This is a genomic window from Mesorhizobium sp. A623 (assembly GCF_054489405.1).
In genome coordinates, this window is sequence record NZ_JBTMXB010000048.1 from 1 (window position 1) to 24262 (window position 24262).

Sequence of the window (24262 nt, forward strand, 5' to 3'; positions counted from 1 at the left end):
GCGCCCATTGCCGTCGCGGCATACGCCGCCGCCAATCCCGCCGTACCGGCGCCGATGATCACCAAGCCATATCGGCCAGCAGGCTGTGGATTGTGCCAATCAACCGGGCGCACGTTACTCAACCGTTCGTGCTCGTAAGCATCATCCGGGGCGGTCGAGATTAGTTTGCTAAACTCTTGCAATTGCTGTCGTCCATGGATCCAAGTAGTTTCTACAGCCAGCCGCCGCGGAATCCGGCGCGCCGTAATCCTGCGCCGATGTAGTTACCGCTCCGCGTCAGTCGCCAGATCAGTTGGGTTCGATAATTCTCGATCATCATCACCACGATCCCCTGGTCGAGGCCGAAGTGGCCGGCAGAAGCCCAGGCGCCATTTCCCGCGCTCGTGAGTGTTGGATTAAAACTGCTCGTGTATTGCTCGGTTGACAGCATTTCGGGATAGCGGCGGAGCATCTCGCGCGCAGCGCATAAGGCAATCTCGGGTGCGAACGGCAGCGACGCCAGCGCGGACCACCCGCCAAGCGTGCCGTCATCGGGCCCATAAGGCACGCCACGCGCCGCATAGCCGAACAGGCGATGCCGCCTTGTCGATGACGGCGGCTGATCGCTTGGGCCGTCACAGGCTGTCAGGCCCCAGCAACTTTCGTCATAGCCAACGAAACGGTGGGGATTGCGCCGCGTGTACTCGCGCTGAACTTCGATGGCGCGCCGGCTATTTTCGAAATAATTGCACTTCTTCTCGCGCATGAAACGATCCCGGATGTCGCGAAAGTCGATCCATGCGTGGGAGAACTGATGGACGAACAATGGTCCGGCATACAGAAAATCGTGGCCATACAAATTCTCCCATTGGTAGGTCCCGGTCCATGCTTCATAGCTGTGCGCCTCTAGTGGATGTGTTGGCGAACCCAGCGCGAGCACATAGAGCACGATAGCCTCGTTGTAGCCCTCCCAACCGTAGTGCAGGAACCCACACTCCGGCTTCCAGCCTAGTCGAATGGTTGTCTCGCCGCCCAGCGCCCAGATCCAGTCGATGCGGCGGTAAAGCGTATCAACGATCCGGCGCAATTCCGATTCCTCGTCGCTATCCGAATCGAAATACGCGCTGGCCGTCAAGGCGCCCGCAATCAGCAACGCCGTGTCGACCATCGACAATTCGCAGCGCCAGACGCGCACACCTGTCCGAATGTCGAGGAAGTGGTAGTAGAAGCCTTTATACCCGGTTGCTCCGGGGTCGCCGCTCTGATCGCTGTCGCTGAAGAAACGTAACACGGAAAGGCTGCGGCTGACCGCATCCGCACGCGTCATCCAGCCGCGCTCTACCGCGGCTGGATAGACCGACAGCGCAAACCCGACGACGGCAATGCTGCATGGCGAGTTTTCGCGCGAGGTATCGGCAACCAACCCATTGGCCGGATTGACCGACTGCAAGAAGTAGCCAAACGCGGCGCGCTGCAGACGGTCGAGCAGCGCTTCGTCACTTTGCCTTTTACCCACCGGCATCTGCGTCGCGCCGCAGTGATGTTCGGAAACCGTTGGATTACATTTAGAGAACGGGCGTGACGACTTGCCGGTGTCGACAAGGAACTTCATCGCATTTTTCAACGTGAACGCGGCCATCAATCATTTGATTTAGGATTAGAGGTTTGGTTCCCAGCGAAACGATTTCGTTTGGCAATAGAAGACGATCTTTGCCGTTTTATCCTTCGTCGCCTATCGCGGTGGTCCGCAATTTCGTCGAAGAGGATAAAGGCATCAGTGTTTTTGATTCTGATCGGCGAGGACGTATCGGAACGGCTGGGCGTGACGCCGTGCGGTCCGGGCGATTTTATCTCGCCGCCCGAAATGCGCCTACAGGGGTCGCGACGGCGTGATCCAGCCGGTTGCCGAGCCGGCCATCCCGCGCTTCGCGGCGCCAGTTGAAGACCTGGTTCGCATTCACATCGTAGCGGCGCGCGACCAGCGATACCGATGTGCCTGGCTGATAACTCTCCTCGACAATCCGCCATTTGTCGGCGCGGCTCCAGCGCCGTCCTACGGATCGCTTGCGGCGGGGTGTCTGAGGCGCAGGATGAAGCACTGGTACCTCGACGTCCAGAGCTCCGGAATCGCTGACAACAGGTGAAGGGGGTTGTCCAGTCATCAGTACGCAGTGTCCATTCCAAAACAGTGGACACGCTCACACTCAATCACACTCTGCGCGCCCCAACCGCGAAACTACGGTAATCGGGCGCGGCTCAATAGGCGGCCAAGATCGGACGCGTACGCGGCGACTGCTACTGGTTCGCGATTGTGCCGCCGATGATCGCGCCTAGCCCGAAGCCCGCCAGCGGATTCCAAAGCCCATTATTGTGGCGACGATACCCGGTCTCATGTGTTTCTTGACCGCGATGGCTGTTCCAGTACCTGGCTGGCCATATGGGTGCGGCACGCAAGGGATCCGCGCTGCTTCAGAGAATCGCAGTTTGTGGCCGATGTGGCCGCCGGATGACAATGGAAACGTATTTGAGATGCGGAGCGATTGGAGGCGATGAAACGAGGAGATTCTGGGCGGTGGAAAAGATCGAAACGAGTGCTGCAGCGAACAGATTGACCTCGCCCACCTGTGATCGGCCAGCGTCTGGATCGAAGATCAAGCCTTCGCGTATGAGGCGAGTACTCAGATGGTTCAGTGGAATGCGTTACCCGAACTTATCGAATACGGTCATCGAAGGTAGGTTTGGCCCCGGGAAGCCACGCGGCGTCACATGGAAGGGCGCAGGCGACTGGCTGACCACTTCTTTCATCAGGTCTGCGGCAGGTGTTGAAAGAACTGAAGGAACAGTTCTCGTTCCGTCGTGATGTCGAGCTTTTCATAGATGCGTCGGCGGTGGTTTTTTACCGTGCCGACGGTAATGCCCAACCGGCTTGAAACGGTCACGGTCGGGTGCCCGGCGAGGACCAACTGGACGAGTTCGCGTTCGCGCTGACTGAGTTCGGGCCAGAGCCCGTCGCCGATAATCGGCTCCTTGCGGGGCGTAGCGCCGATTCCGACGGGTGCGGTGGTGCGCGAGAAATCGGGGGCGCGTGCCTTAATGTCGAGCGCGTGCAGGGATGCGAATACGGGAAGGCGATCATTCAGCGTCAAGATCTCGCTGTCGCGGAACGGCTTTGTCGAACGGTCGAGGAAAATGCCGAGGCACCAGTCGCCGCCGTCTTCGAGCAGGATGCCGACTTCGTCGCAAATCTCCGACTGTGCTAGAAATTCAGCGATGTAGCGGCCGCGTTTCACCTCGTCGTCGGCCAACCGCTTCAGAGGGACGATGCCACGCCGGCGTTCGCGCCGCCACCAGGCGTAGAACGGGTCGAACACGTAATAGTCATTAAGGTAGCGGCGCACCATTTCGTCGGAAAAACGCCGGTGCTTGACGAACTCAGGCATCTTGGTGGCCGAGTAACGGGTCACGGTCACGAGGTCGTGCGGCACGTCGGCGCCGATCAGGTCGATCAGGCAATCGACATGATCCTGCGTGCCGCTCGCTGCGATCGCCTTTGCCAGCGGTTCCCAGACCTTGCCCATGCGCATGATGTTTTTTCGGCCCTCCCTGCCTGTCCGTCATTGTGTCTTTAGGCATATGGCGTCAAGTCGTCGCCCAGATCTAGGCTAGGGTCAACTTAACAAATCCCTGGAAGGCGACCGTGACCCAGCCAATTGTAATCGGTATCGACGCCGGCGGCACCATGACCGACACCATCCTTGTCGATGCCGACGGACACTTCAAGATCGGTAAGTCGGCAACGACGCCCAAGAACGAGGCGGAAGGGTTTCTGGCTTCGGCCGAGGACGCGGCGGATGCCTGGGGCATTTCGCTGGAGGCCTTATTCTCGGGCGTCAACGTCGTGCTCTACTCGGGCACCGGCATGCTCAACACGTTGTTGTCGCGCACGGGCAAAAAGCTGGGCCTGATAACCACCAAGGGTCTCGAAGACATGATCCTGATGGGGCGCGGGCTGCAGGCCTGGGCCGACTATTCCTACGCCGACCGGTTGCATGCGGTGACGCATCATCATCCCGATCCGCTGGTGCCGCGCCGGCGCACCCATGGCGTCACCGAGCGCATCGACCAGTTCGGCGACATCGTGCTGCCGCTCTACGAGCATGAGGTTTCGGCGGCTGCAAAAAAGCTGATTACCGACAAGGTGGATGCGATCTGCATCATGACTATCTTCTCGCACGTCAACCCGACGCATGAAAAGCGTATCGCTGAGATCTGCCGCGAGGAGATCGCGGCGGTCGGCGCGGATATCCTCGTCTACACCTCGCATGAAGTGCGGCCCGTCATCCGCGAGCAGTCGCGGCTGAACAGCGTACTGATCGAGGCCTATGCGACGTCGCGCGGCCGCATGCAGCTCAAGGGCATCGAGGACGTTTCCAAGAAATACGGCTTCAAGTATGGCGTGCAAACGCTTTTGTCCTTCGGCGGGCTGACCTCGATCAACCACCCACGCCTGCACGAGACGATGATTTCCGGCCCGATCGGCGGCATCCTCGGTGCTGCCTATGTCGGCAAGTTGATTGGCAACGATAATCTCATCTGCTCGGACATGGGCGGTACTTCCTTCGACATGGGCGTCATCACCCGCGGCCAGACGCGCATCGAGAACGAGCCGCTGATGGCTCGCTTCAAACTCAACGTGCCGACGCTCTCTCTCGATACGATCGGCGCGGGCGCGGGCATGATCCTCAAGGTCGATCCGCTGACCAAAAAGGTTTCTCTGGGGCCGGAAAGCGCGGGCGCGGACCCCGGTCCAATATGCTTTGCAAAGGGCGGGACCGAGCCGACCATCGCCGATTGCGACGCCATCCTCGGGCGGCTGAACCCCTACTATTTCCTTGGCGGCAAGGTCATTTTGGAAGTCGACAAGGCCCGCAAGGCGTTCAAGCAGAAATGTGCCGATATTCTTGGCGTCGGGGTCGAAGAAGCCGCCGAAGGCATGATCGAGATGCTGGAAGACGACGCCAACAATGCGCTGCGGCGCGTGATTTCCGGGCAGGGGATTCATCCTTCAGAATTCACCTTGCTGTCCTACGGCGGCTCGGGGCCGCTGCATCTGGCCGGCTGCTCGCGCGGAATTGGTTTCAAGGATATCATCACCTTCCAGTTCGCCGCCGCCTTCTCGGCCTTCGGTTGCACCACTGCTGACTTCATGCGTCGGCACTCCGTTTCGACTCAGATCGATATTTCCGCAACGGCGTCCGATCAGGCGCTGGAGGATTTTGGGGCGAAGGTCACAACCGTCTGGAACGACCTGACCAAGGCTGCGGTGGAGGAGATGATCGTCGACGGGCACCCCCGCGACAAGATCAAGACCGTGCCATTCCTGATGATGCGCTATACCGGCCAGTTGGAGGACGTCGAGGTCATGGCGCCGCTGTCGGCCATTCGCACCGCCGACGACATGCGCAAGGTTATCGACGAATTCGAGGCGGTCTATGCCAAGGTCAATCACCGCGTGTCGCGCTATGGCGAAGTCGGGTTCTCGATCACCGAACTCGGTTTGATCGCCACGGCCGACAAGGTCAAGCCCGTGCTTCTGAAGCGCCCGCTTGGCAGGGCCGATCCTTCATCCGCGCATAAGGGCGTGCGCGAAGCCTATATCGGCGGACGTTGGTACAAGGCCAATCTTTACGAGATGGACCTGCTCCAGCCTGGCCATGAGGTGATTGGGCCGGCCATCGTGGAACATCCCGCCACCACGCTTGTCGTCCATCCGCAAGACCGCGTCTTCGTCGACGAGTGGACGCTGCTTCACTATTCCCATGCTTGAGAGGGTAATCGACATGTTGGACAAACCCGCCTCGGCGCTTGGCCTCCACGATAGGCTGCTCGATTCCGAACGGCTGATGGAGGAAACCGGCTGCTATAACGGCATCACGGAACTGAGCCTGCGCAACCAGGACCCGCTGAAGTTCGAGACGCTGCACACCAAGCTGCGCGCCTATTGCGTGTCGGCCCGCGAAATGGCCCGCCGCATCTCGGCTTCGCCCGGCGTGCGAGAGGTCGGCGAGATGGTGGTGGCAATCTATACGCCCGAAGGCGACGCCATCGCGCTGTCCAACGGCATCATGGTGCATGTCCACACGATGAGCCGCTTCATCAAGTGGATGATCAAGCAGGACTACGAGAGAAACCCGCAAATCCGCGATGGCGATATCTTCGCCAACAACGACGCCTTCATCGGCACGGTTCAGGTTCCCGACGTCATGGACGTGGTGCCGATCTTCCATGAGGGAACGCTGGTCGGCTGGGCCGGCGCGGTCTGTCACGAACTGGAAGCGGGCGGCATCACGCCCGGCGGCGACGTGGCGCTGGCGCAGGAGCGCTTCACCGAGGGCCTGTTCGTGTGCGCCGAGAAGATCGGCGAGAACGACGAGATCCGTCGTGACTATGTCATCCGCTGCGAGCGCAATCTGCGCATGCCGATCTACTGGGTGCTGGATGAAAAGGCCAAGGTCGCCTCCTGCATCGACATGCGCGAAAGCGTAAAGGCGCTGATCGACGAGATCGGCCTCGACTACTGGATGAAAGTGTCGAAGGAATTCATCGAGGAAGGTCGACGCGCCCAGCTTGCCCGCACGCGCCAACTCACGGTGCCAGGCATTTACCGTGGCCACACCTTCTATGGCCATGTTACCAAGGGCAAGCTCGGCTACCAGCCGCTGGGCGAGCCAGATTGGCTCTACAACATTCCCATCGAGATGGAGATCACCACAGACGGCACCATCATCATGGACTTCGAGGGCACCCAGCCCTGGGGCTACCACTCGATGAACTGCACACCGGCCGGCATGGACGGTGGGATGTTCGTGACGCTGACGCAGCACATGAATTTCGAGGGCCTGGTCAATGACGGGGCCTGGATGGCGACCCACACCAAGCTGCCCTACGGCACCTGGACCAATCCCGACAACGAAATGGTGGCGACGGCAACGTCGTGGGCGCTGCTGCTTCCGGCTTATGGCGTGTTCCAGCGGCTGTTGTCGCGCTCCTTCATCGCGCGCGGCTATGTCGAGGAGGCCTTCGTTGGCCAGGTCAACAGCCCGATGATCGAGATGGGCGGCACCAGCCAGTACGGCACCCCGTTCGGCATGGCGCATTTCGAATGCGCCGCGGCCGGCTCGGGAGCGCTTGCCATCAAGGACGGGCTCGATACCGCCTATGTCGGCTGGAACCCGGAAAGCGACATGGGCAATATCGAGGTCTGGGAACAGTCGATGCCTATGGTCTATATCGGCCGCTCGATCGTCGCCAATTCCGGCGGCGCAGGCAAATATCGCGGCGGCTGCTCGTTCGTCTCGACCTGGGTGATCAACAAGACCGACCATTTGCGTCTCGTCACGTCCGAGCATTCTTCCCGCGTCTTCGACAATGGCGGCCTGTGTGGCGGTTATCCGGCGCCGACCTGCCAGAAACACCACGCCGTGCGCAACAGCAACATCCATGAGCTTGCCGAAAAGCGAGCGCCGCTGGCGCATGCGCCGGGCACCAATCCACACCGCTCGGACCTCGAATTGCGTTTCGGAGGTGAGCACACGACGATCGAGGGGCCTTACATCACCGCGCCGCACAAGGCCGGCGACATCTTCAGCCATTCCTACAATGGCGGCGGCGGTTATGGCGATGTGCTGGAACGCGACCCGCTCAAGACGGCCATAGATGTCGAAAACGGGTTCCTGACCACGCAAGCTGCACACGACGTGTTCGGCATCGTGCTGAACGACGACGAGGACGGTTACCCGCGCGCCGACCTGGAGGCCACGGGCCGTCGCCGCAGTGAAATGCGGGAGGACCGTCTGGCCAAAGCGGTGCCGGTATCCGAGTGGATCGCCGGTGAGCGAGGGCGCGTCGAAAAGGCCGATTTCGCGCCGGAAGTGCGCAGGATGTATGCGAGCGCAATGAAGCTTTCGGCGCGTTTCACCAAGGACTTTTCCGATTTCTGGAATGTCGACGGCAAGTCGGCTTTCAGCGTGGAGTGACCGGATATGACTTCATACAGCAAGGAAGTGATCGGCGACCTGGTGGCGGGCAAGCTGCCTTGGCAGCAGACCAAGCGCATTATGAGCGCCTACAAGGATGACGACCGTTTCTTCAAATATGTCGCCGTGCTGCAGGACCGCGTTGGCTGGCATGACCCGATCCTGCTGCCAGTCAGCGACCATCTGTTCATCTGCCAGAGCGGCGATGAGCGGGTGACCAAATGTGAATGCGGCCATTCCTTCGGCGACTATCGCAAGAACTGGAAGCTGCAGGCGGCGATCAACGTGCGCGATACCGAGGAGAGCCTGCGCGAAATCTATCCGAACAGCGACATACCCGATCCGGCTTGGATGGAAATCCGCGAATTCATCTGCCCGGAATGCGGAACGGTGCATGAGGTGGAGGCCGCCGCGCCCGGTTACCCGATCGTCCACGATTTTGAGCCGGACCTTGAGGGGTTCTATCGCGACTGGCTGGGGAAGCCGCTCCAAGGAGGTTGATGGCGTGAATCGCGTACAGGGTAAGGTGGCGCTCGTCACCGGGGCCGGCATGGGCCTCGGGCGGGCGTCGTCGTTGTTGCTGGCAGGCGAGGGCGCGGCTGTTGTCGTGACCGATATCGATGAGGGCGCCGCGCGGCAGACGGCCGAACTGGTCGAGGGGATGGGCGCGTCCAGCCTGCATATCCATCACAATGTCGCCAAGGAGGAAGACTGGCCGCGCGTCATGGCGGCGATTGAGGAAAAGTTCGGGCGGCTCGACGTGCTGGTCAACAATGCCGGCATTGCGGTCGCCAAGAACATCGAGGAAACGACGCTCGAGGAATGGCGGCGCACGATGGCCATCAACCTGGACGGCGTGTTTTTCGGCTGCCGGCAGGGCATCGCGCTGATGAAAAAGAGCGACGGCGGCTCGATCATCAACCTTTCGTCCATCGACGGCATTATCGGCGAAGCCGATCTTGCCGCCTATTGCGCATCGAAGGGCGGGGTGCGCACGCTGACCAAGGCGGTCGCCGTGCACTGTGCGGAAAAGGGCTATCGCATCCGCTGCAATTCGATCCATCCAGGCTACATCTGGACGCCGCAGACGGAAAATTATCTTCGCGACCTCGGCAAGCTGGAGGCAGAAAAAGCCAGGGCGCTGTCGCGCCATCCCATCGGCTTCCTCGGCGAACCCAACGACATCGCCTACATGGTGCTTTACCTCGCCTCGGATGAATCGAAATTCGTCACCGGTTCCGAAATGGTGGTCGATGGAGGCTATCTTGCGGTGTGATCTCGGCGTTTCTCGCCGTGGAGGTCCGACATACGGAGGTTTTCACGAATGACCGATCTCTCCGGGCGTAGCGCCATCATCACTGGTGGGTTTTCCGGCATGGGCTTTGCAATCGCCACCGCGCTCGCCAAGGCCGGCGCGAATGTCGCCGTCGGCTCCTATGTCGCGCCTGCCGGTGCGACCCGGACCGATGCGGCCTACTATCCCGGTGCCGACGAAATCGAGCGGGTAGGGGCGGCCCTTTCTGCCCACGGCACAAAAATCCACGCCGCGCATCTGGATGTGCGCGACAGCGAAGCGACCGCAGGCTTCGTGGCAGACGCGGTAGCGTCCATTGGGCCGGCCGACATCCTCGTCAACGCCGCCGGCACGACCGCCGAGCAGCCGGTATGCGGCCATTCCGACGAGCTATGGGAGAAGATCGTCGACACCAACCTCACCGGCGCGTTCCGGGTCATCCGCGCCCTGCTGCCCGGCATGATCGAACGCCGCTGGGGGCGCATCGTCAATATCGGATCGACCGCCGCCACGGTCGGCTGGAAGGACAACCCTGCGTATTGCGCGTCCAAGGCCGGCCTGCTCGGCCTGACCCGTTGTGTGGCGCTGGAGGGGGCCGCGCATGGCGTCACCTGCACCATGATCAGCCCTACCTGGGTGGAGACGGAATTGATGCGCCGCAACGTGGCGCAAGTCGTTGAGCGCGAGGGCAAGGGGCGCAGCGCCGAAGACCTGATGGACGAATTCCGCAAAGCCAATCCACAAGGCCGCATGATGCAGCCGGAGGAAATCGCAGCCCTTGCCGCCTTCCTGTGTTCGGATGCAGCCAAGGGCATTACGATGGAGAATATCCAGATTACCGGCGGCGCGCTCTGGTAGCGTGTCTGCTCAGAGGTTCGGCCTTCACGGGAGGAGGTCAGGGCGAAGACGAGTGAAAGTCAAACCGACAGGGGAATGGCCATGTTGAAATCGACTATCGTGAAAGGCGCCGGCATCGGGCTGGCGCTGCTGCTTGCCGCCGCCGCACCGGGGCAGGCGGCCGAACTTGGTGTCAAGGACGAGCCGATCAAGCTCGCCATGCTGGAATGGACCGGCGCGCATATCTCCACGCACATTGCCGGACAGTTGCTGGAAAAGCTCGGCTACAAGGTCGAATATGTGACCGCCGGCAATTTCCCGCACTTTTTGGGCCTGGCCGATGGCACACTCAGCGCCTCGGTCGAGATATGGCTGAACAATGTCGGCGACATCTTTCCAAAGGTGCTGGCCGAGAAGAAGATCGAGGACATTGGTTCGCTCAAGCTGAAAACCGAGGAAGGCTGGCTCTATCCGAAGTTCATGGAAGAGGTCTGCCCCGGCCTTCCCGACTGGACTGCGTTGGAAAAGCCGGACTGCGTGCAGGCGCTGTCGACGCCGGAAACCGCGCCCAGCGGACGCTTCCTTGACTATCCGGCGGACTGGGGTTCGCGCGCAGCAACCATCCTTGCCGACAACGACCTGCCTTATGTCGCGGTTCCATCCGGTTCAGAAGGCGCGCTGGTGGCGGAACTGGAGGCTGCCGAAGCCGCCAAGACGCCGCTGATCATGATGTTCTGGGGGCCCCATTATGCCCTGGCCGAAAACGATGTAGGCTGGGTGAAGATGCCGCCCTGCAAGGAACAGAACAACGAGCATTGCATAACGCCCCCTGATGTCGACAAGGTCGTCTGGTCGGACTTCGGCGAAAAATGGCCGGCCGCCTATGCGTTCCTGAAGGCCTTCACGATGGATGCCACCGAGCAGCAGAAGATGATGCTGGCCATCGACAAGCAGGGCAAGGATATCGATACCGTGGTCAAGGAATGGCTAGGCAACAACGAAGCCGTCTGGAAACCGTGGGTGGACGCGGCCAAGGGGTGAGTTCCCAGATTGACATGGTAGCCTGTTGCCAATCGAAAATTCAGGGAGACTGTATGCCATGAACAGCGAGGCGCCGCCGATCAAGCTTTCCTGCCGTAACGTCTGGAAGGTCTACGGGCGGCGCCCCGCCTATTATTTCGACTCCCGGGGCTATGTCATCGATCCAGATGGGCTTGGCGAGCGGCTGCGCTCGGAGGGTCATATCCCGGCGGTGGCCGATGCCAGTTTCGAAGTCGCGGCCGGCGAGATATTCGTCATCATGGGGTTGTCGGGTTCCGGCAAGTCGACGCTGGTGCGTTGCCTCTCGCGGCTGATCGAACCGAATGCGGGGGAAATCCTGCTTGACGGGCAGGATTTGGCCCGGGCGACGCCGAAGGATCTGATTGAACTGCGCCGCCACGCCATGGGCATGGTGTTCCAGAATTTCGGCCTGCTGCCACATCTGAGCACACTCGACAACGTCGCTTTTCCGCTCAAGATACAGGGCCGGCCGCTCAAGGAGCGCGAAGCCCGCGCCAGGGAAATGATTGTGCTCGTCGGCCTCGAAGGCCGCGAAGCATCTTTTCCGCACCAGCTTTCCGGTGGCCAGCAACAGCGGGTCGGCATTGCCCGTTCGCTGGCGGTAGGGCCGGAATTGTGGTTTCTGGACGAGCCCTTCTCCGCACTCGACCCGTTGATAAGGCGGCAGATGCAAGAAGAATTTCTGCGACTGCAACGCCTCTTGAAGAAGACGATCATCTTCATCACGCACGACATGGCCGAGGCGTTCAGGCTGGCCGACCGCATGGCCATTATGCGCGCCGGCCGGATCGTGCAGATCGGCCGCCCCGTCGACATCGTGCTCAATCCCGCCGACGATTACGTGGCGCAGTTCACCGAGGACACGCCGCTGCTGCGCGTCATCAAGGCGGGCGATCTGGCGCGACCTGCGAGCGGTACGATCCCACAAGAAAGCGTTCCCGCCGATATCAGCATCGAGGAACTAGTACCGAGGCTTCTCTCGGGATGCCGTGCTTTCGGCGTTACCGGCAAGGCCGGGCAAGCGCCGAGGGTGATCGAGGCCGGCGATGTCCTGGCCGTACTGGAGCGGGGGAACCCGCGACGGACAAGGGCATGACGGCGACGACCAGCGCCGGCAACCCGCGACGGGCCACATCGTATTTGGTGGTTGCGGGTAGCCTATGGGCCTGGTGCGCGCTTCTGGCTTTCGCAGCAGCCTGCCTTGCGTTGAAAGCGCGATTTCCGTGGCTGGTGAATTTTCCCACGGATTGGACGTTGCCGCTAGCGGCGGGCATCAATGTCGTCTCCGATGCGGTCGTGCCGGTGGTCCAGCCTGCGTTCCGCGCCGTTTCGGCTCTGCTCGACTGGCCGATGCGCAGCGTGCGCCAAGGCCTGATCTGGCTGCCATGGCCCGCCGTCATGCTGGCGACCGCAGCGCTTGCGATGAAGGCCGGCGGCGGGCGCCTCGCTCTCTTCGCCATTCTGGCATTAGCCTATATGCTGGTCGTCGGCTACTGGCCGCAGAGCATGAGCACGCTGTCACTGGTCCTGATTGCCGTGCCGATGTCCATCGCGGCCGGCTTCATGCTGGGCGTGCTCGGCTGGAGATACCAGCGGTTACGCCCTGTTCTTTCCGCGATGTTGGACCTGATGCAGACGGTGCCCGCCTTCGCCTATCTCATCCCCTTGCTCTTGCTGTTCGGTTTCGGCCCGGTGGTGGGCCTTATCGCCAGCGCCATCTATGCCACCCCGCCCATGGTGCGCAACACGATGCTCGGCCTCGATCGAGTCCACGCCGACATACGTGAAGCCGGCCTGATGAGCGGCTGCACGCGCCGCCAGCAATTCTGGCATGTGGAAATACCGACGGCGCTGCCGCAAATCCTCATCGGCTTCAACCAGACCACGATGGCGGCGCTGTCGATGGTGATCATCGCGGCAATCATCGGCGGCTTCGAGGATATTGGCTGGGAGGTGCTGTCGTCCATGCGCAAGGCCGAGTTCGGCCAAAGCATGTTGTCGGGTCTGGTTATCGCCCTGCTAGCCATTCTGATCGACCGCATGACGCTGGGATTCGCCAAAGAACGGCCGTACGGCCCGACCCAGGCCATGCAGTGGATGACGCGGCGCCGCCTCTTGACGGCGCTTGCTTTGGCGGCCGTCACGGTGATCGTGTTACGGCTTTTATGGCCGCAAGGAACTCTTTTGCCGCAAGTGGGGTTGCGTGGCCATGCGGGCGGCGTCAACCAGTGGCTGCTCGGCATCGTGCGCGATTACGGCTGGCTCTTCAGCAACATTCGCAATGGCGCGCTCTACAGCCTGTTCCTGCCGCTCAGGATCGGAATTTCGGGTGCTGCTATACCGGCGATCTGGGGCTTTTCCCTGACGCTACCCATGAGCCTTGCCTACGCAACGCTGCTGCTGGCCGGCGCCGCCTTTCTCCTGCGCCGCTTCGGCTGGCAACCGGCGGTCGCGGTGCTGGCAATCGGCCTGCTGCTCTATGTCGGTTTTGCCGGCCTTCCCTGGCCTGTCTTCATCTTGGCTATGATACTGCTCGCCTGGCAAATTTCAGGAGCCGGGCTGGCGCTGTTTGCCGGTGCGGGCTTCGGGCTGATCCTGCTCGCCGGCTTATGGACGCCGCTTGGCCAGTCGCTCTATCTGAGTACGCTGGCGGTGGTGCTGTGCCTGGCCATAGGCGGCGCGCTTGGCGTCTGGGCCGCCCACAGCGATCGCGTCTCGGGCCTGCTCAAGCCGATTTGCGACGCACTGCAGACCATGCCGCAATTCGTATTCCTGATCCCAGCGCTGATGCTGTTCAAGGTCGGAGAGTTCACCGCCCTCATCGCCATCATGCTTTATGCCATCGTGCCGCCCATCCGTTATGTCGAGCATGGTCTGCGCAATGTACGGGCAGACGTGGTGGAGGCGGTGCAGCAAATGGGTGCCACGCCATCCCAAACCTTGCTTCAGGCCAAGTTGCCGCTGGCGCTGCCGGTCGTCATGCTCGGCCTGAACCAGACCATCATGGCAACGCTTTCGATGCTGGCCATCGCCGCTCTGGTCGGTACGCGCGATCTTGGGCAACAGGTTTACGTGGCACTCGGCAAGGCCGACGCCGGCCTTGGTCTGGTCGCCGGACTGTCGATCGCCTTCCTTGCCATACTGGCCGACCGCTTGGTCCAGTCCTGGGTCCGGCGCCAGACAGGTTATGTCGAAGATATTTGAGCCATCGATGCGGGCATGATAGCCGAGATCGCCGAAGAACAGTTTCTACCTATTCAGCAGCTTCACCCTGACACTGCTCGTATATAACGAGACGTTGAAATAATTAGAGCCAATCGACATTCAGCGCAGCCAGATCATGGCGGCGGCGAGATGGACGAAGCCTGTGAGGTGGGTTGTGCGGCGATCGTAGCGCGTGGCGAACCGACGAAAGTGTTTGAGGCGGTTGAAGCAGCGCTCGATGCGGTTTCGGTGCTTGTAGACGTCGGTGTCATGTATGCGTCCGATCATGACCGCAAGTCGCAGTTCACGCTGCTTGCGCTTGACACTCTGTGGAGCGCCATGACCAGGGCAGAAGCTCGTCGACACGGTTGATTGGATGGTCGGCGATGCGGCCCATGAGATCGGCGAGATAGGCCTCGGGATCGAGGCCGTTCATCCTGGCGGTCTCGATAATTGTGTAAAGGGCGGCGGCGCGCTGTCCGCCGCTGTCAGAACCGGCGAAGGTCCAATTCCGCCGTCCCAGGGCGAGCGGCCTGATGGCGCGCTCGGCGGCGTTGTTCTCCATTTCCAGATGGCCGTCGGTGGTAAAGCGAACGAGTGCTTCCCAGCGTGACAGGGCGTAGCGGATGGCCTTGGCCAGCGAAGTTTTGCCGCTGATGAGCGAGAGCGTTGTCTCGAAGAACGTTTTCAGTTCGCCGAGAAGCGGGACGGTTTTCCGCTGACGGACATCGCGGCGCAGATCGGGGCCGCGGCCTTTGATGCTTGCTTCGACCGCGAACAATTCCGCAATGCGCCGCAAGGCTTCCTCGGTGACTTTCGAGCCGGTAGCGATTTGAACGTCGTACAGATATCGGCGGGCATAGGCCCAACAGGCTGGAGTCGGTCTCAACATCGCGCCCGGCGTCGCCAGCGCTCGATGTCGAGACATTGAGAAAAATAATTGAAAAAATGGGGCTGCGCTGGTACCCTCGCGCACACCGACATCACGCCTGCGACCGCCGTGTTTGGCGGGCGAATCAAAGGCTCGACCAGACCCCATTCTGCGTTCATCAAATCACTCGGATAGCGCAGACCATCCCGATTGTATCTCCCGCGGTTCGCCTTCGTCCACATCGCGTCCACGCCCTCGTCGAATCAACTCAACCGCATGGAATCGCAAGCGGTTGATATCATTTAGCCTGTTTGTGGGCCGACACTTAGGCGCAAATTACGGATGACTCCGGCGCCTGTTAGATGCAAGTCAGTGAGCGCGGCGTCGTCGTGCTCCATGCGCCAACTGAGCATCTTCTGAGTATACTCAAGCACTCTCTCGAGATAAGCAGGGTCCTTGGAACGATCAAGAAATTCATTCGGATCGTCTGCGTGGTCAAAAAATAGTGGCGGCAGCCCAGCAAAATGAACGTATTTGTATCGCACGCCGCAGATGATGTTGACCGTGCATCGTTTTAAACCTAACCCGAAAGGACTCTCCTCATCGATTTCATACGGGCTTCTTATGTCAAATTCTGCATGATACTCCTGCCGCCAATCCAATGGTTGAATATTGTGGCAAAATGGCAATAAGCTGTGCCCGTCACATTGAACTGGAATATCAACACCAATGGCATCCAGAACTGTTGGCATCAAATCGACACTCTCTGTGAAGGCATCGACGACAGTGCCGCGCGATGCATCCGCTCGATGAGTTGGATCGCGTATAATAAGGGGCGTGTGAAACGTTTGATCGAAGTAGCCATATTTTGCAAACATCCAGTGATCACCAAGTTGTTCGCCGTGGTCCGATGTAAAGATAATAAAGGTATCGTCGTACGCCCCGACCTGTTTTAGATAATCAATCAGTCGACCGATTTGTGCGTCGACTTCCGAGATCATGCCAAAGTAGGTCGCTCGAATCTGCCGAACTTCGTTATCCGACAAGGACGCGTTTTCACGGGAGTCCGCTCCGTAGGTATAGGGTGCACCTCGCTGATCAAATATGAAGTGGCTCAGCCAAGGGTGTTGAGCTGCCTCTTCTTCAGGTGTGGCCCTGCGAGCGGGCAGTGGCATATCCCCCGCATCGAAAAATGCGTTGAATGGCTCGGGTACAACGAAGGGTGGGTGTGGAGAGTAAATTGATAAGTGTACGAACCAAGGCAACGTTCCACTCGAGGAAATGTACGAGATTGCCTCATTTACGAGGAATGCCGTATTGCTGTCTTCCGACTTAAACTGGGCAGGAGCATATGTCCGGCCCATGTTCTCCATACCGGGAGTCACCTCCCGAGGTTCGAAAATACGAGAAGGATCAGCAGGTATTTGATACCCCTTTTTCCCCAGATCTTCTAACCACAGCTTCTGATCGGAAGTCAAAATGGCAACCGGCTCCATTCCCGGTAATACGCCTTCATACCCAAGAGGGGTATCGAGGCCGGAGCCATCTTGACGTGGGTCCAAGCTGACGTCTGTATACCCAAAAAGGACCGGCCGATAGCCGACTCTACGTGCTTCCATCGCTATGTTTGTATGACGGGCATCCAAGGGAGTTCCGTTAAGAACAGATCGATGATTCTGCATATACATTCCAGTGTATATGCAGGCACGGGAAGGGCCGCAAGGTGTTGCTTGAGCAAAGTTACGCTTGAACGAGACACCATCGGCCGCCAATTTATCTAGGTTGGGTGTCTTAACATAGGGATGCCCCAGTCCCGACAGGCACTCTCCGCGCCACTGATCTGCGGTGATAAAAAGTATATTCATGTTAATATCGTATCGCTCTTTGGGTTAAGCTCAGCCGGCGATTGCAGACGCGCGTAGTTTTTCACGTTCTCGGGCGACGGTATAAATTATTGCGGATATTATCGTAATGCTGACAAAAATTATCCCGATGACATTTATAATGGGGCTCAGGCCAAAGCGCATACGGGAGCCTATTTCCGTAACAAGAGTATGTGACCCGCCGATTGAAAAGATGGTGGTATTATAGTTTTCGAAGGATTGTAGGAATGCAATAACGCTTGCGGTCAGGATCGTTGGTCTCAGAAATGGTAAAATTATCCTCCTGAACACTTGAATATGAGACGCTCCGAGGTCGACCGCCGCTTCTTCGAGAGCTACGTCTTGTCGCTGAAGCCGAGCCATAAACATCAACATCGTGTAAGATGAGATATAGGTGGCCTGGGCGATAGTGGCAGTAAATAAGCCCCCTGATACACCGCCTTCGCGCCAGAAAATAAGAGTAGATATGCCGAGGATAATTCCTGGCATCAGAATTGGCGACATCATAATCCCGTATAGAAAACCGTTGAATTGCGATTCCATTCGGGTGATCAGAAACGCGCCGGCAAGCCCGAGAGGCATCGAGATGAGAATGACGCAAGAAGCGATCAAAACTGAATTGACAAGCCCCTGCCAAATCCGTGTGTCCTCGGCCAGAACCCCGAACCACTTAAACGTAAAACCTCGCCAAGTTGTAACGGAGGGCGGCGAGAAATTATTGAAACCTGCAGCCACCATCAAGATCATCGGTAGAAACATATAGATGAAAAATATTACTAAATAGATATTTAGAATGATTCGACCAGTACTTCCATAAGTGGTGTCGTAGGGCGCACTCATCGTGCAATATCCTTGACTCCAACCTTGAACAATTTCATCGTAAAAGCGATAAATAGTACGCATGCGACGACCAAGGTGAAGGCATAAGCCGACCCCGCGTTCCAGTCACCTGATTCAAAAAATTTGTTGTATATCAGTTGCGTGAACCAAGGTTCAGCTGTGCCGCGCGTCATGATGTATGGAACAGAATAAGAACCGGCAGACAGCATGAAAGTCATGATGCAGCCAACGGCTATTCCCGGCTTGGCGTGTGGCAGGACGATACGCCGATGAATTTGCCACATTGGTGCGCCTAGGTCGCGGGCGGCTTCGATTTGCGCGGTATTAAGTGTCTCCACCGCATTGTATATCGGAAATACCATGAACAGCACATACGCATAAACCATGGCGATAAAGACGCCAGCACCACTCTCGAGAAACGGAATAGGACTAATTCCGAAAAAACCCATCAAAGCGTTTGCTACGCCGTTGTAATTAAGGATCATCAACCATGCAAAAATGCGCAGCAGCTCATTGATTGAATAAGGGATGATTAACCCGAGCATGATGATCGCCGCCTGGCCCGGCGGAGCCACTTTAGCGACGTAGAAGGCAATGGGATAACACACGACAACCGCAATCACCGTAACGGCGACGGATGCTAGGATTGTCTTTACGAAAATAAAGAAGTGACTCATTCCCATAAGCGTATAATTGCGTGTCCCATATATTTTTTTTGGAGTTGTTTCATGAGTTTCGAGATCGGTGATCAACGCCCTCTTTTCACCGATTTTCACGTCGATATCGGTAATTGCTTTGTCGCGATCTATTGATGAGGTGCGTGCTTTCGCATCGCTGAGGTCAAACGATAAAATTTCAACTTCGTTGTACAATCTGTCGATCTTGGCAGAAATCTCAGCGGCCTTACCACCCCGGTCCTTGTGCCATAATGATCGTTCGACCATGATCAATTGTGGTCCGACAATCATGCCGATGATCCAGGTGGCTACCAGTAGTAAAATTATTGAGGTCATTGAGGGACCAAAAGAGCGCAAGAGATTACGCATCTGCCATCTCTCCGGCAGGAAGAATCAAGGCGTCACGTGCGGAAAAACCAATGATGCACTGGTCGCCGGGATGCAGAGACGGCGCGTTCAGATTGGTCAAGTGGACCGAGAACCCGACACCGCTATGACTAAAGAACAGGTTGAGATAAGGCCCTTCCAGATCGCGTCTTTCAAATTTCACAGCTACCGAGAATTCCGCGTCGACGTCTGCGGATAGGAGCGTCATTTTTTCAGGGCGGACAAATAAATTCGCATAACTGCCAACCTCGAGCTGCTGGGGGTTGCTTCCTGTCAGGGGGCCATATTGAGTGTCTATTGTCGCCGTCTCGCCCGAAGGAGCCTTGATTTTACCCCGAAAAACGTTGTTTGCCCCCACGAAGGTGGCCGCAAATGCCGTAGCCGGTGAGTTGTATACTTGGTCTGCCGTATCCACCTGCTCTATTACGCCAGCCTTCATAACGGCGACCCTATCCGACATCGTCAGTGCTTCACCCTGATCATGGGTGATATAAACGAACGTCACACCAGTCTTTCTCTGAATGTGACGTAGCTCAGAGCGCATATGCTGGCGTAGCTTCAGGTCAAGTGCCGATAGGGGCTCATCAAGCAACAATACTGCGGGTTCAACCGCCAATGCACGTGCAACAGCGACGCGCTGGCGTTGGCCTCCGGAGAGTTCATGTGGCATCTTTTCGCCTTGGTCACTAAGTGCGACGAGGTCAAGCAACTCCTGCGCCCTATCTCGGCGCTTGTTTTTGCTCCAACCACGCATCTCAAGACCAAAAGCTATATTTTCCCACACCGACATCAGCGGGAACAGTGCCAGGCTTTGAAATATCAAAGCGGTAGGCCGTTTGTCGGGGCCGACTCCTGTCATGTTTTGTCCACCAATGTAGATATCTCCTGTGGTGGGGCTCAAGAACCCGGAAATCATGCGAAGAATGGTTGTCTTACCACACCCTGATGGCCCGAGAATTGAGAAGAATTCACCGGAGTTTATCTTCAAAGTAGTCGGTTGGACAGCGGTAAACGCTCCAAATCGTATAGAAACATCTCGTATCTCTATATCCATTCCTCGCATAACTCTACACCATGCCTAAGGGGATTATGCATGGTTCTTTCGCTAATTCATCCCGGCGCAGAGATAAATACGTCATGACCCGACACCTCACTTATTTATTGGAACAATACCCCGTACGGCCCGGGTCCTTTTGGACACGCGTAGTGCGTCTGCAAGCCCTGGATGAAACCGCATCTTACGTATTTCAATTATTACACACAAGTGAGCCAGATTTTGCGCGAATAGTCCAGATTGAATCTCTCTTGCTTATAAGGTTGTTATCCTCTCTACGTACTCCTGACGAACACTTGAGAACCAAGGGGTGTTCATTGGCCACCACCAGAGAGTTTCAATCGCGCCTTTCGGATAAGCCAATTTAAAGGCCTTTTTATTTTCTTCAGAAACAAAATTTTCTGCGTCAATTGCTGCGGAATTATAGCCCGTATTGTTGGCATGCATCCCTCCGATCTTCGGCGTCAGCAGGAAGTTGATCAGTGCATAAGCCTGATCAATATTGTCGGCGCCTGACGGGATTGCCATCGTGTCCATCCAACCAAGTGCACCTTCTTTCGGTGCCGCATACACCCACTTACTGTCCACTTCGTTGTGCAGCTTGATACCGGTCGTATCCCAAGTCTGACCAATGGTGCACCCAGAATCCGTAAAGGCAGTTGTCGCTTCTGTTGCGTCGTTCCAAAATGCCCCAATGTTTTTCTTGTGTGGCTTCAAGAATTCCAGGCATCCATCAAGGACGCGTCGCATGTCAGCCTCAGACTTATAGAGGTCCATCCCACGCTTGGACGAAACTTTTCCGATAGAGTCGAGGTAGATGGCCAACGCAATTATCATGGATTTCTGACGGGCGGCGACCTTGCCATCTAAGCCGTCCACCCACAGGTCACCGAAGGATAGCTCTCCAGGTTTAATGGTGTGTGCGGAATTGTCATACGTTATGCCCTCTGTGCCCCAGTTAAAGGGGATCTCATAACGCTTGCCGCGCTTGACAGCACCCAGGCTCACTGAACTGCGCCACATTGCAGGTTGAATTTGCCCGACCTTAACACGTGACTCATCAATTACGGCGAGCAGATCCCCCTCGTCATATTCGGGACGCGTATCCACAGAGGGGAATATCAAATCAAAACCCTTGCCTCCTGCGGCGCGAAGCTTGCTTTGGACTTCTTCGTTTGAGCCATAGGTGGATAGGTTGACTTTTATACCGGTTTCTTTCTCGAACGCCTCGATCATATTCGCTTGAACATAGTCACCCCAAGCAAATACATTCACTTCCCCGGAACTGGCTAATGACTTCCGGATAAAAAATGGAGAGGCGGCAGCAAGCGCACCGCTGGCGACCACGCCGTTTATTAGGGTACGTCGATTGAAATCCTTTGCAGCGATTTGGGTTAAACATCCAGAAATATCGTTATTCATTTGGTGGCTCCTCCCGATGGTTCGCAGTCAACCGCCTTCTCCCTGCGGTAGCGAGAAGAAGTTATACCCGATTGGCTCGCCTGACTCTGACCAATTCGCGGTGTATATGCATACCACTTTGAAAGAGATGTTTTCGGAAGGCCTTCAAATTTAGCCATCCCTTACTCGCCGCCATATTAGGATGAGGATCGCGCACCCCACATCTCGCTGTGTGGAGACAGTCATCTGCGGGACCACCTTTGTGAGGCCGCTACGGTGATCTTGACCTGTGCCCGTTGACAGCTCGCTGGCACCTGAGGATTGAAACCCAGAGAGGGACGGCTTCAAATGAGCTGCGGTTACTGTGGCACGCCAGCTATTCGTCATAATGCACAGAACGCTAACAACTGGCGAAATTTTCGTCAGGTCGACCAGCGAGATCGCCTGAGGTCCTGGGAGCCAAGGGAGTTGCGATGTAGGTCCCCCGTTCTGAATCGTGTCCGCTTCACCGGATGCAGTGAACCGTCCCTGCAGGGACGTGGGTCACATCATTCCTCCGATTCTGTTGCAGTTGAACGTCTACAACCTTCGCACCGCGTCCATTGCACTGGAAGGTCCCTCCTGCGAAATGTCATCATGCGATGATCAACTATCGGCCGCGCAGACAACCGTGCTCCCGGCAAACGTCAATCAGCGGCGCAACATGAAACTACGCCTCGCACAATATCCTGTGTTTCAACCCGCTGTCTGGTCGAACGCAACCGGCTGTCGATCGAATAATGTCAATAAGGCTTGATCGAAGACCCGCGATTTGGACAACGGCATCTGGTCTCTACCCCTCGCCCGTCACCTCACTTGCTTGCGTAACCGCTTGAGCCGGGGGCATACTCCCGATGAATGATTTGAGCTCGAGCCATCCGAAGCCTCTCACACCCGGAAGAATAATTAGACGACTTTTTTTCCAGCCGACCTTTGAGAGACGTGCGTTCTCATGACAATTGAAAGAAAAAGTACACGTTTTCAATTTATTAATTTAGCTCGCTCAGATTCGAGACCGATTTATAGGCAACTTGAAGGGCAAATTCGCGATGCCGTCTTGACCGGCGCGATTAGGCCGGGCATGCGACTGCCCTCGTCGCGCGTGCTGGCTGCCGATCTGGGAGTATCTCGGCCAACAATAGTTCAAGTCTACGAATACCTAGCGCTAGAAGGTTTTTTGAAAGCAAAGCGCGGTTCTGGTACTTTTGTTTCAAGCGATCTTGAAATATATCAACCGCCGCGCATCTCGTCAAATACTTATGTCGTTACTCGATCTGAATTAAAGCAGAAGCCACTTTCGTTAGTTGGTTCTATATTTTCCAAATCGAACGCAAATTTCGAACTTCAGTCAAGAATAGCATTCCTCCCCAATGTGCCCGCTTACGATTTGTTCCCGTTTGCCCGTTGGGAGAAAATTCGAAACAACCACATCAAGAAGAATATGGCGTGGTCCTTTGGATATGAAGATGCTGCTGGACATCTTCCTTTGCGTCGGAGCATCGCTGAATATTTGGCAGTTCATCGAGGCGACCACTGCGATGCGGAACATATCTTGATCGTACCCGGGGCTCATTTCGCGTTCCATCTGGCTACCCTGCTGCTCACAGATCCGGGAGACAAAGTTTGGCTGGAGGATCCAGGGCCTGAGAACCTACGCATCATGCTAAGCGCAATGGGCCGCAACGTTGCAAGCATTGACGTTGATCAAGAAGGAATGGACGTATCCGGGGCAATTCGCCACCACTCCACTGCGAGAATTGCTTTTACTATGCCGTCGCGCCAACATCCGCTCGGAGTCACACTTAGCCTTGCTCGACGATTAAGGCTTCTTGCATGGGCTGAGAAGAATAATAGCTGGATTGTTGAAGACGATTATGACAGCGAGTTTCGTTATAGCAGCCGCGCGCTCGCCTCAATGCGAAGTATTGATGATTCTCAGAACGTTATATATGTTGGAACATTCAGCAAATCGTTGTTTCCGGCCCTAAGAATCGCCTACATGGTTATTCCAGAGTATCTCATTGGGACATTTCGTACTGCGATCGGATCTTTATCTAGAAGTATGTCTTCTTTGGACCAAGCCACACTTTCGATTTTCATCGATGAAGGATATTTCGCGACATATATAAAAAAGATGCATGAATTATATGGCGAACGTAGAGACATTTTTACCCAAACAGCTAAACGGATGCTGTCTGGCTTGCTTGAGGTCGACGTGCCAGAGAGCGGAATTAATACCATTGGATGGTTGCCCCTTGGCACAGACGACAAAACCATAAGCATTGCTGCTCAGAAGGCGGGTATTTATTCACAACCACTTTCTAATTTTAGAGATCGCCTCTCGGACCGAAGCGGTCTTGTTCTAGGTTTTGGAGGGTTTAGAGAAGTGGAAATCAAATCGAAATTGGCCGATCTGGCCACAGTTTTGGAAAAACTGAAGCTCTCATAATTGATGGTCTAGAGCATTTTTCGTCCTTCCCGATTCATTAAAGGGATTCCCGCCGATGCGGTTTGATGCGAGTCTTGGCCTTCTGACAGGAGGTCCGAATGTCTCGCTCATATGGAGAGGATTTGCGCGCTCGGGTGATCGGCGCTGTTCAGGGCTTTGGTGCATGGATGCAGTCAAAGGGTTCGGTGACTTTGTAGCTTGATCAGCGAACGCGCTCGGACAGGGGCCTTGCGAGGACCATGTTACGGT

The 24262-nt window shown here is 57.0% G+C and carries 18 protein-coding genes and 3 pseudogenes; 9 read left to right on the plus strand and 12 right to left on the minus strand.

The window, feature by feature from the left end:
- The 4 genes and pseudogenes from ACX3P1_RS25345 to ACX3P1_RS25360 all read right to left on the minus strand — a co-directional run.
- Positions 1–182: pseudogene (locus ACX3P1_RS25345) on the minus strand (hypothetical protein); the annotation flags it as partial.
- A gap of 29 nt (positions 183–211) precedes the next feature.
- Positions 212–1618: a glucoamylase family protein gene (locus ACX3P1_RS25350; protein WP_459082340.1), complete on the minus strand. Its 1407-nt coding sequence runs from the start codon at positions 1616–1618 to the stop codon at positions 212–214.
- Positions 1619–1939: 321 nt separating this feature from the next.
- A pseudogene (locus tag ACX3P1_RS25355) lies at positions 1940–2030 on the minus strand (transposase); the annotation flags it as partial.
- Between the two features lie 753 nt (positions 2031–2783).
- Entirely contained in the window at positions 2784–3563 is a 780-nt protein-coding gene (locus ACX3P1_RS25360) for a helix-turn-helix transcriptional regulator (RefSeq protein WP_459082341.1), read from the minus strand.
- Between the two features lie 113 nt (positions 3564–3676).
- Between ACX3P1_RS25360 and ACX3P1_RS25365 the strand changes: the two genes are divergently transcribed.
- The 8 genes from ACX3P1_RS25365 (at position 3677) to ACX3P1_RS25400 (ending at position 14412) form a co-directional block, all read left to right on the plus strand.
- Positions 3677–5806 carry a hydantoinase/oxoprolinase family protein gene (locus ACX3P1_RS25365; RefSeq protein WP_459082342.1) on the plus strand — a complete coding sequence of 710 codons (2130 nt, stop codon included), beginning with the start codon at positions 3677–3679 and terminating at the stop codon, positions 5804–5806.
- Positions 5807–5819: 13 nt separating this feature from the next.
- Positions 5820–8015, plus strand: a complete 2196-nt coding sequence (locus ACX3P1_RS25370) for a hydantoinase B/oxoprolinase family protein (RefSeq protein ID WP_459082343.1) — start codon at positions 5820–5822, stop codon at positions 8013–8015.
- Positions 8016–8021: 6 nt separating this feature from the next.
- The gene (locus ACX3P1_RS25375) at positions 8022–8516 is read left to right on the plus strand and encodes an acetone carboxylase subunit gamma (protein ID WP_459082344.1); all 495 of its coding nucleotides are present in this window, start codon (positions 8022–8024) and stop codon (positions 8514–8516) included.
- A 4-nt stretch (positions 8517–8520) separates the two neighbouring features.
- Positions 8521–9291 (plus strand): glucose 1-dehydrogenase, encoded by a 771-nt coding sequence (locus tag ACX3P1_RS25380; RefSeq protein WP_459082345.1) that lies wholly within the window; start codon positions 8521–8523, stop codon positions 9289–9291.
- Positions 9292–9339: 48 nt separating this feature from the next.
- Entirely contained in the window at positions 9340–10167 is an 828-nt protein-coding gene (locus ACX3P1_RS25385; RefSeq protein ID WP_459082346.1) for an SDR family NAD(P)-dependent oxidoreductase, read from the plus strand.
- An 81-nt stretch (positions 10168–10248) separates the two neighbouring features.
- The gene (locus ACX3P1_RS25390; RefSeq protein WP_459082347.1) at positions 10249–11187 is read left to right on the plus strand and encodes an ABC transporter substrate-binding protein; all 939 of its coding nucleotides are present in this window, start codon (positions 10249–10251) and stop codon (positions 11185–11187) included.
- Positions 11188–11245: 58 nt separating this feature from the next.
- Positions 11246–12304 carry a quaternary amine ABC transporter ATP-binding protein gene (locus ACX3P1_RS25395; protein ID WP_459082348.1) on the plus strand — a complete coding sequence of 353 codons (1059 nt, stop codon included), beginning with the start codon at positions 11246–11248 and terminating at the stop codon, positions 12302–12304.
- The gene (locus ACX3P1_RS25400; RefSeq protein ID WP_459082349.1) at positions 12301–14412 is read left to right on the plus strand and encodes an ABC transporter permease; all 2112 of its coding nucleotides are present in this window, start codon (positions 12301–12303) and stop codon (positions 14410–14412) included. Before ACX3P1_RS25395 ends, ACX3P1_RS25400 begins: the two co-directional genes overlap by 4 nt.
- A 120-nt stretch (positions 14413–14532) precedes the next feature.
- Here the strand turns inward: ACX3P1_RS25400 and ACX3P1_RS25405 are convergent, their stop codons facing one another.
- From ACX3P1_RS25405 to ACX3P1_RS25440, 8 genes and pseudogenes are all read right to left on the minus strand, one after another.
- A complete protein-coding gene (locus tag ACX3P1_RS25405) occupies positions 14533–14778 on the minus strand; it encodes a transposase (RefSeq protein WP_459082350.1) in 246 nt (81 codons plus the stop codon).
- Positions 14717–15340, minus strand: coding sequence for an IS66 family transposase (locus ACX3P1_RS25410; protein WP_459082357.1), 624 nt, complete (start codon positions 15338–15340; stop codon positions 14717–14719). Before ACX3P1_RS25410 ends, ACX3P1_RS25405 begins: the two co-directional genes overlap by 62 nt.
- A gap of 35 nt (positions 15341–15375) precedes the next feature.
- Positions 15376–15525, minus strand: a pseudogene (locus tag ACX3P1_RS25415) (IS5/IS1182 family transposase); the annotation flags it as partial.
- Between the two features lie 60 nt (positions 15526–15585).
- Positions 15586–17148, minus strand: coding sequence for an alkaline phosphatase family protein (locus ACX3P1_RS25420; RefSeq protein WP_459082351.1), 1563 nt, complete (start codon positions 17146–17148; stop codon positions 15586–15588).
- Between the two features lie 30 nt (positions 17149–17178).
- Positions 17179–18006, minus strand: coding sequence for an ABC transporter permease (locus ACX3P1_RS25425; RefSeq protein ID WP_459082352.1), 828 nt, complete (start codon positions 18004–18006; stop codon positions 17179–17181).
- Positions 18003–19052 carry an ABC transporter permease gene (locus ACX3P1_RS25430; protein WP_459082353.1) on the minus strand — a complete coding sequence of 350 codons (1050 nt, stop codon included), beginning with the start codon at positions 19050–19052 and terminating at the stop codon, positions 18003–18005. Before ACX3P1_RS25430 ends, ACX3P1_RS25425 begins: the two co-directional genes overlap by 4 nt.
- Positions 19045–20133 (minus strand): ABC transporter ATP-binding protein, encoded by a 1089-nt coding sequence (locus tag ACX3P1_RS25435; protein WP_459082354.1) that lies wholly within the window; start codon positions 20131–20133, stop codon positions 19045–19047. Before ACX3P1_RS25435 ends, ACX3P1_RS25430 begins: the two co-directional genes overlap by 8 nt.
- A gap of 246 nt (positions 20134–20379) precedes the next feature.
- Complete coding sequence (locus tag ACX3P1_RS25440; RefSeq protein WP_459082355.1) at positions 20380–21546, minus strand: extracellular solute-binding protein; 1167 nt, start codon at positions 21544–21546, stop codon at positions 20380–20382.
- A gap of 970 nt (positions 21547–22516) precedes the next feature.
- Here ACX3P1_RS25440 and pdxR point away from each other — a divergent pair.
- Complete coding sequence (gene pdxR / locus ACX3P1_RS25445; RefSeq protein ID WP_459082356.1) at positions 22517–24013, plus strand: MocR-like pyridoxine biosynthesis transcription factor PdxR; 1497 nt, start codon at positions 22517–22519, stop codon at positions 24011–24013.
- Positions 24014–24262: the final 249 nt, after the last annotated feature.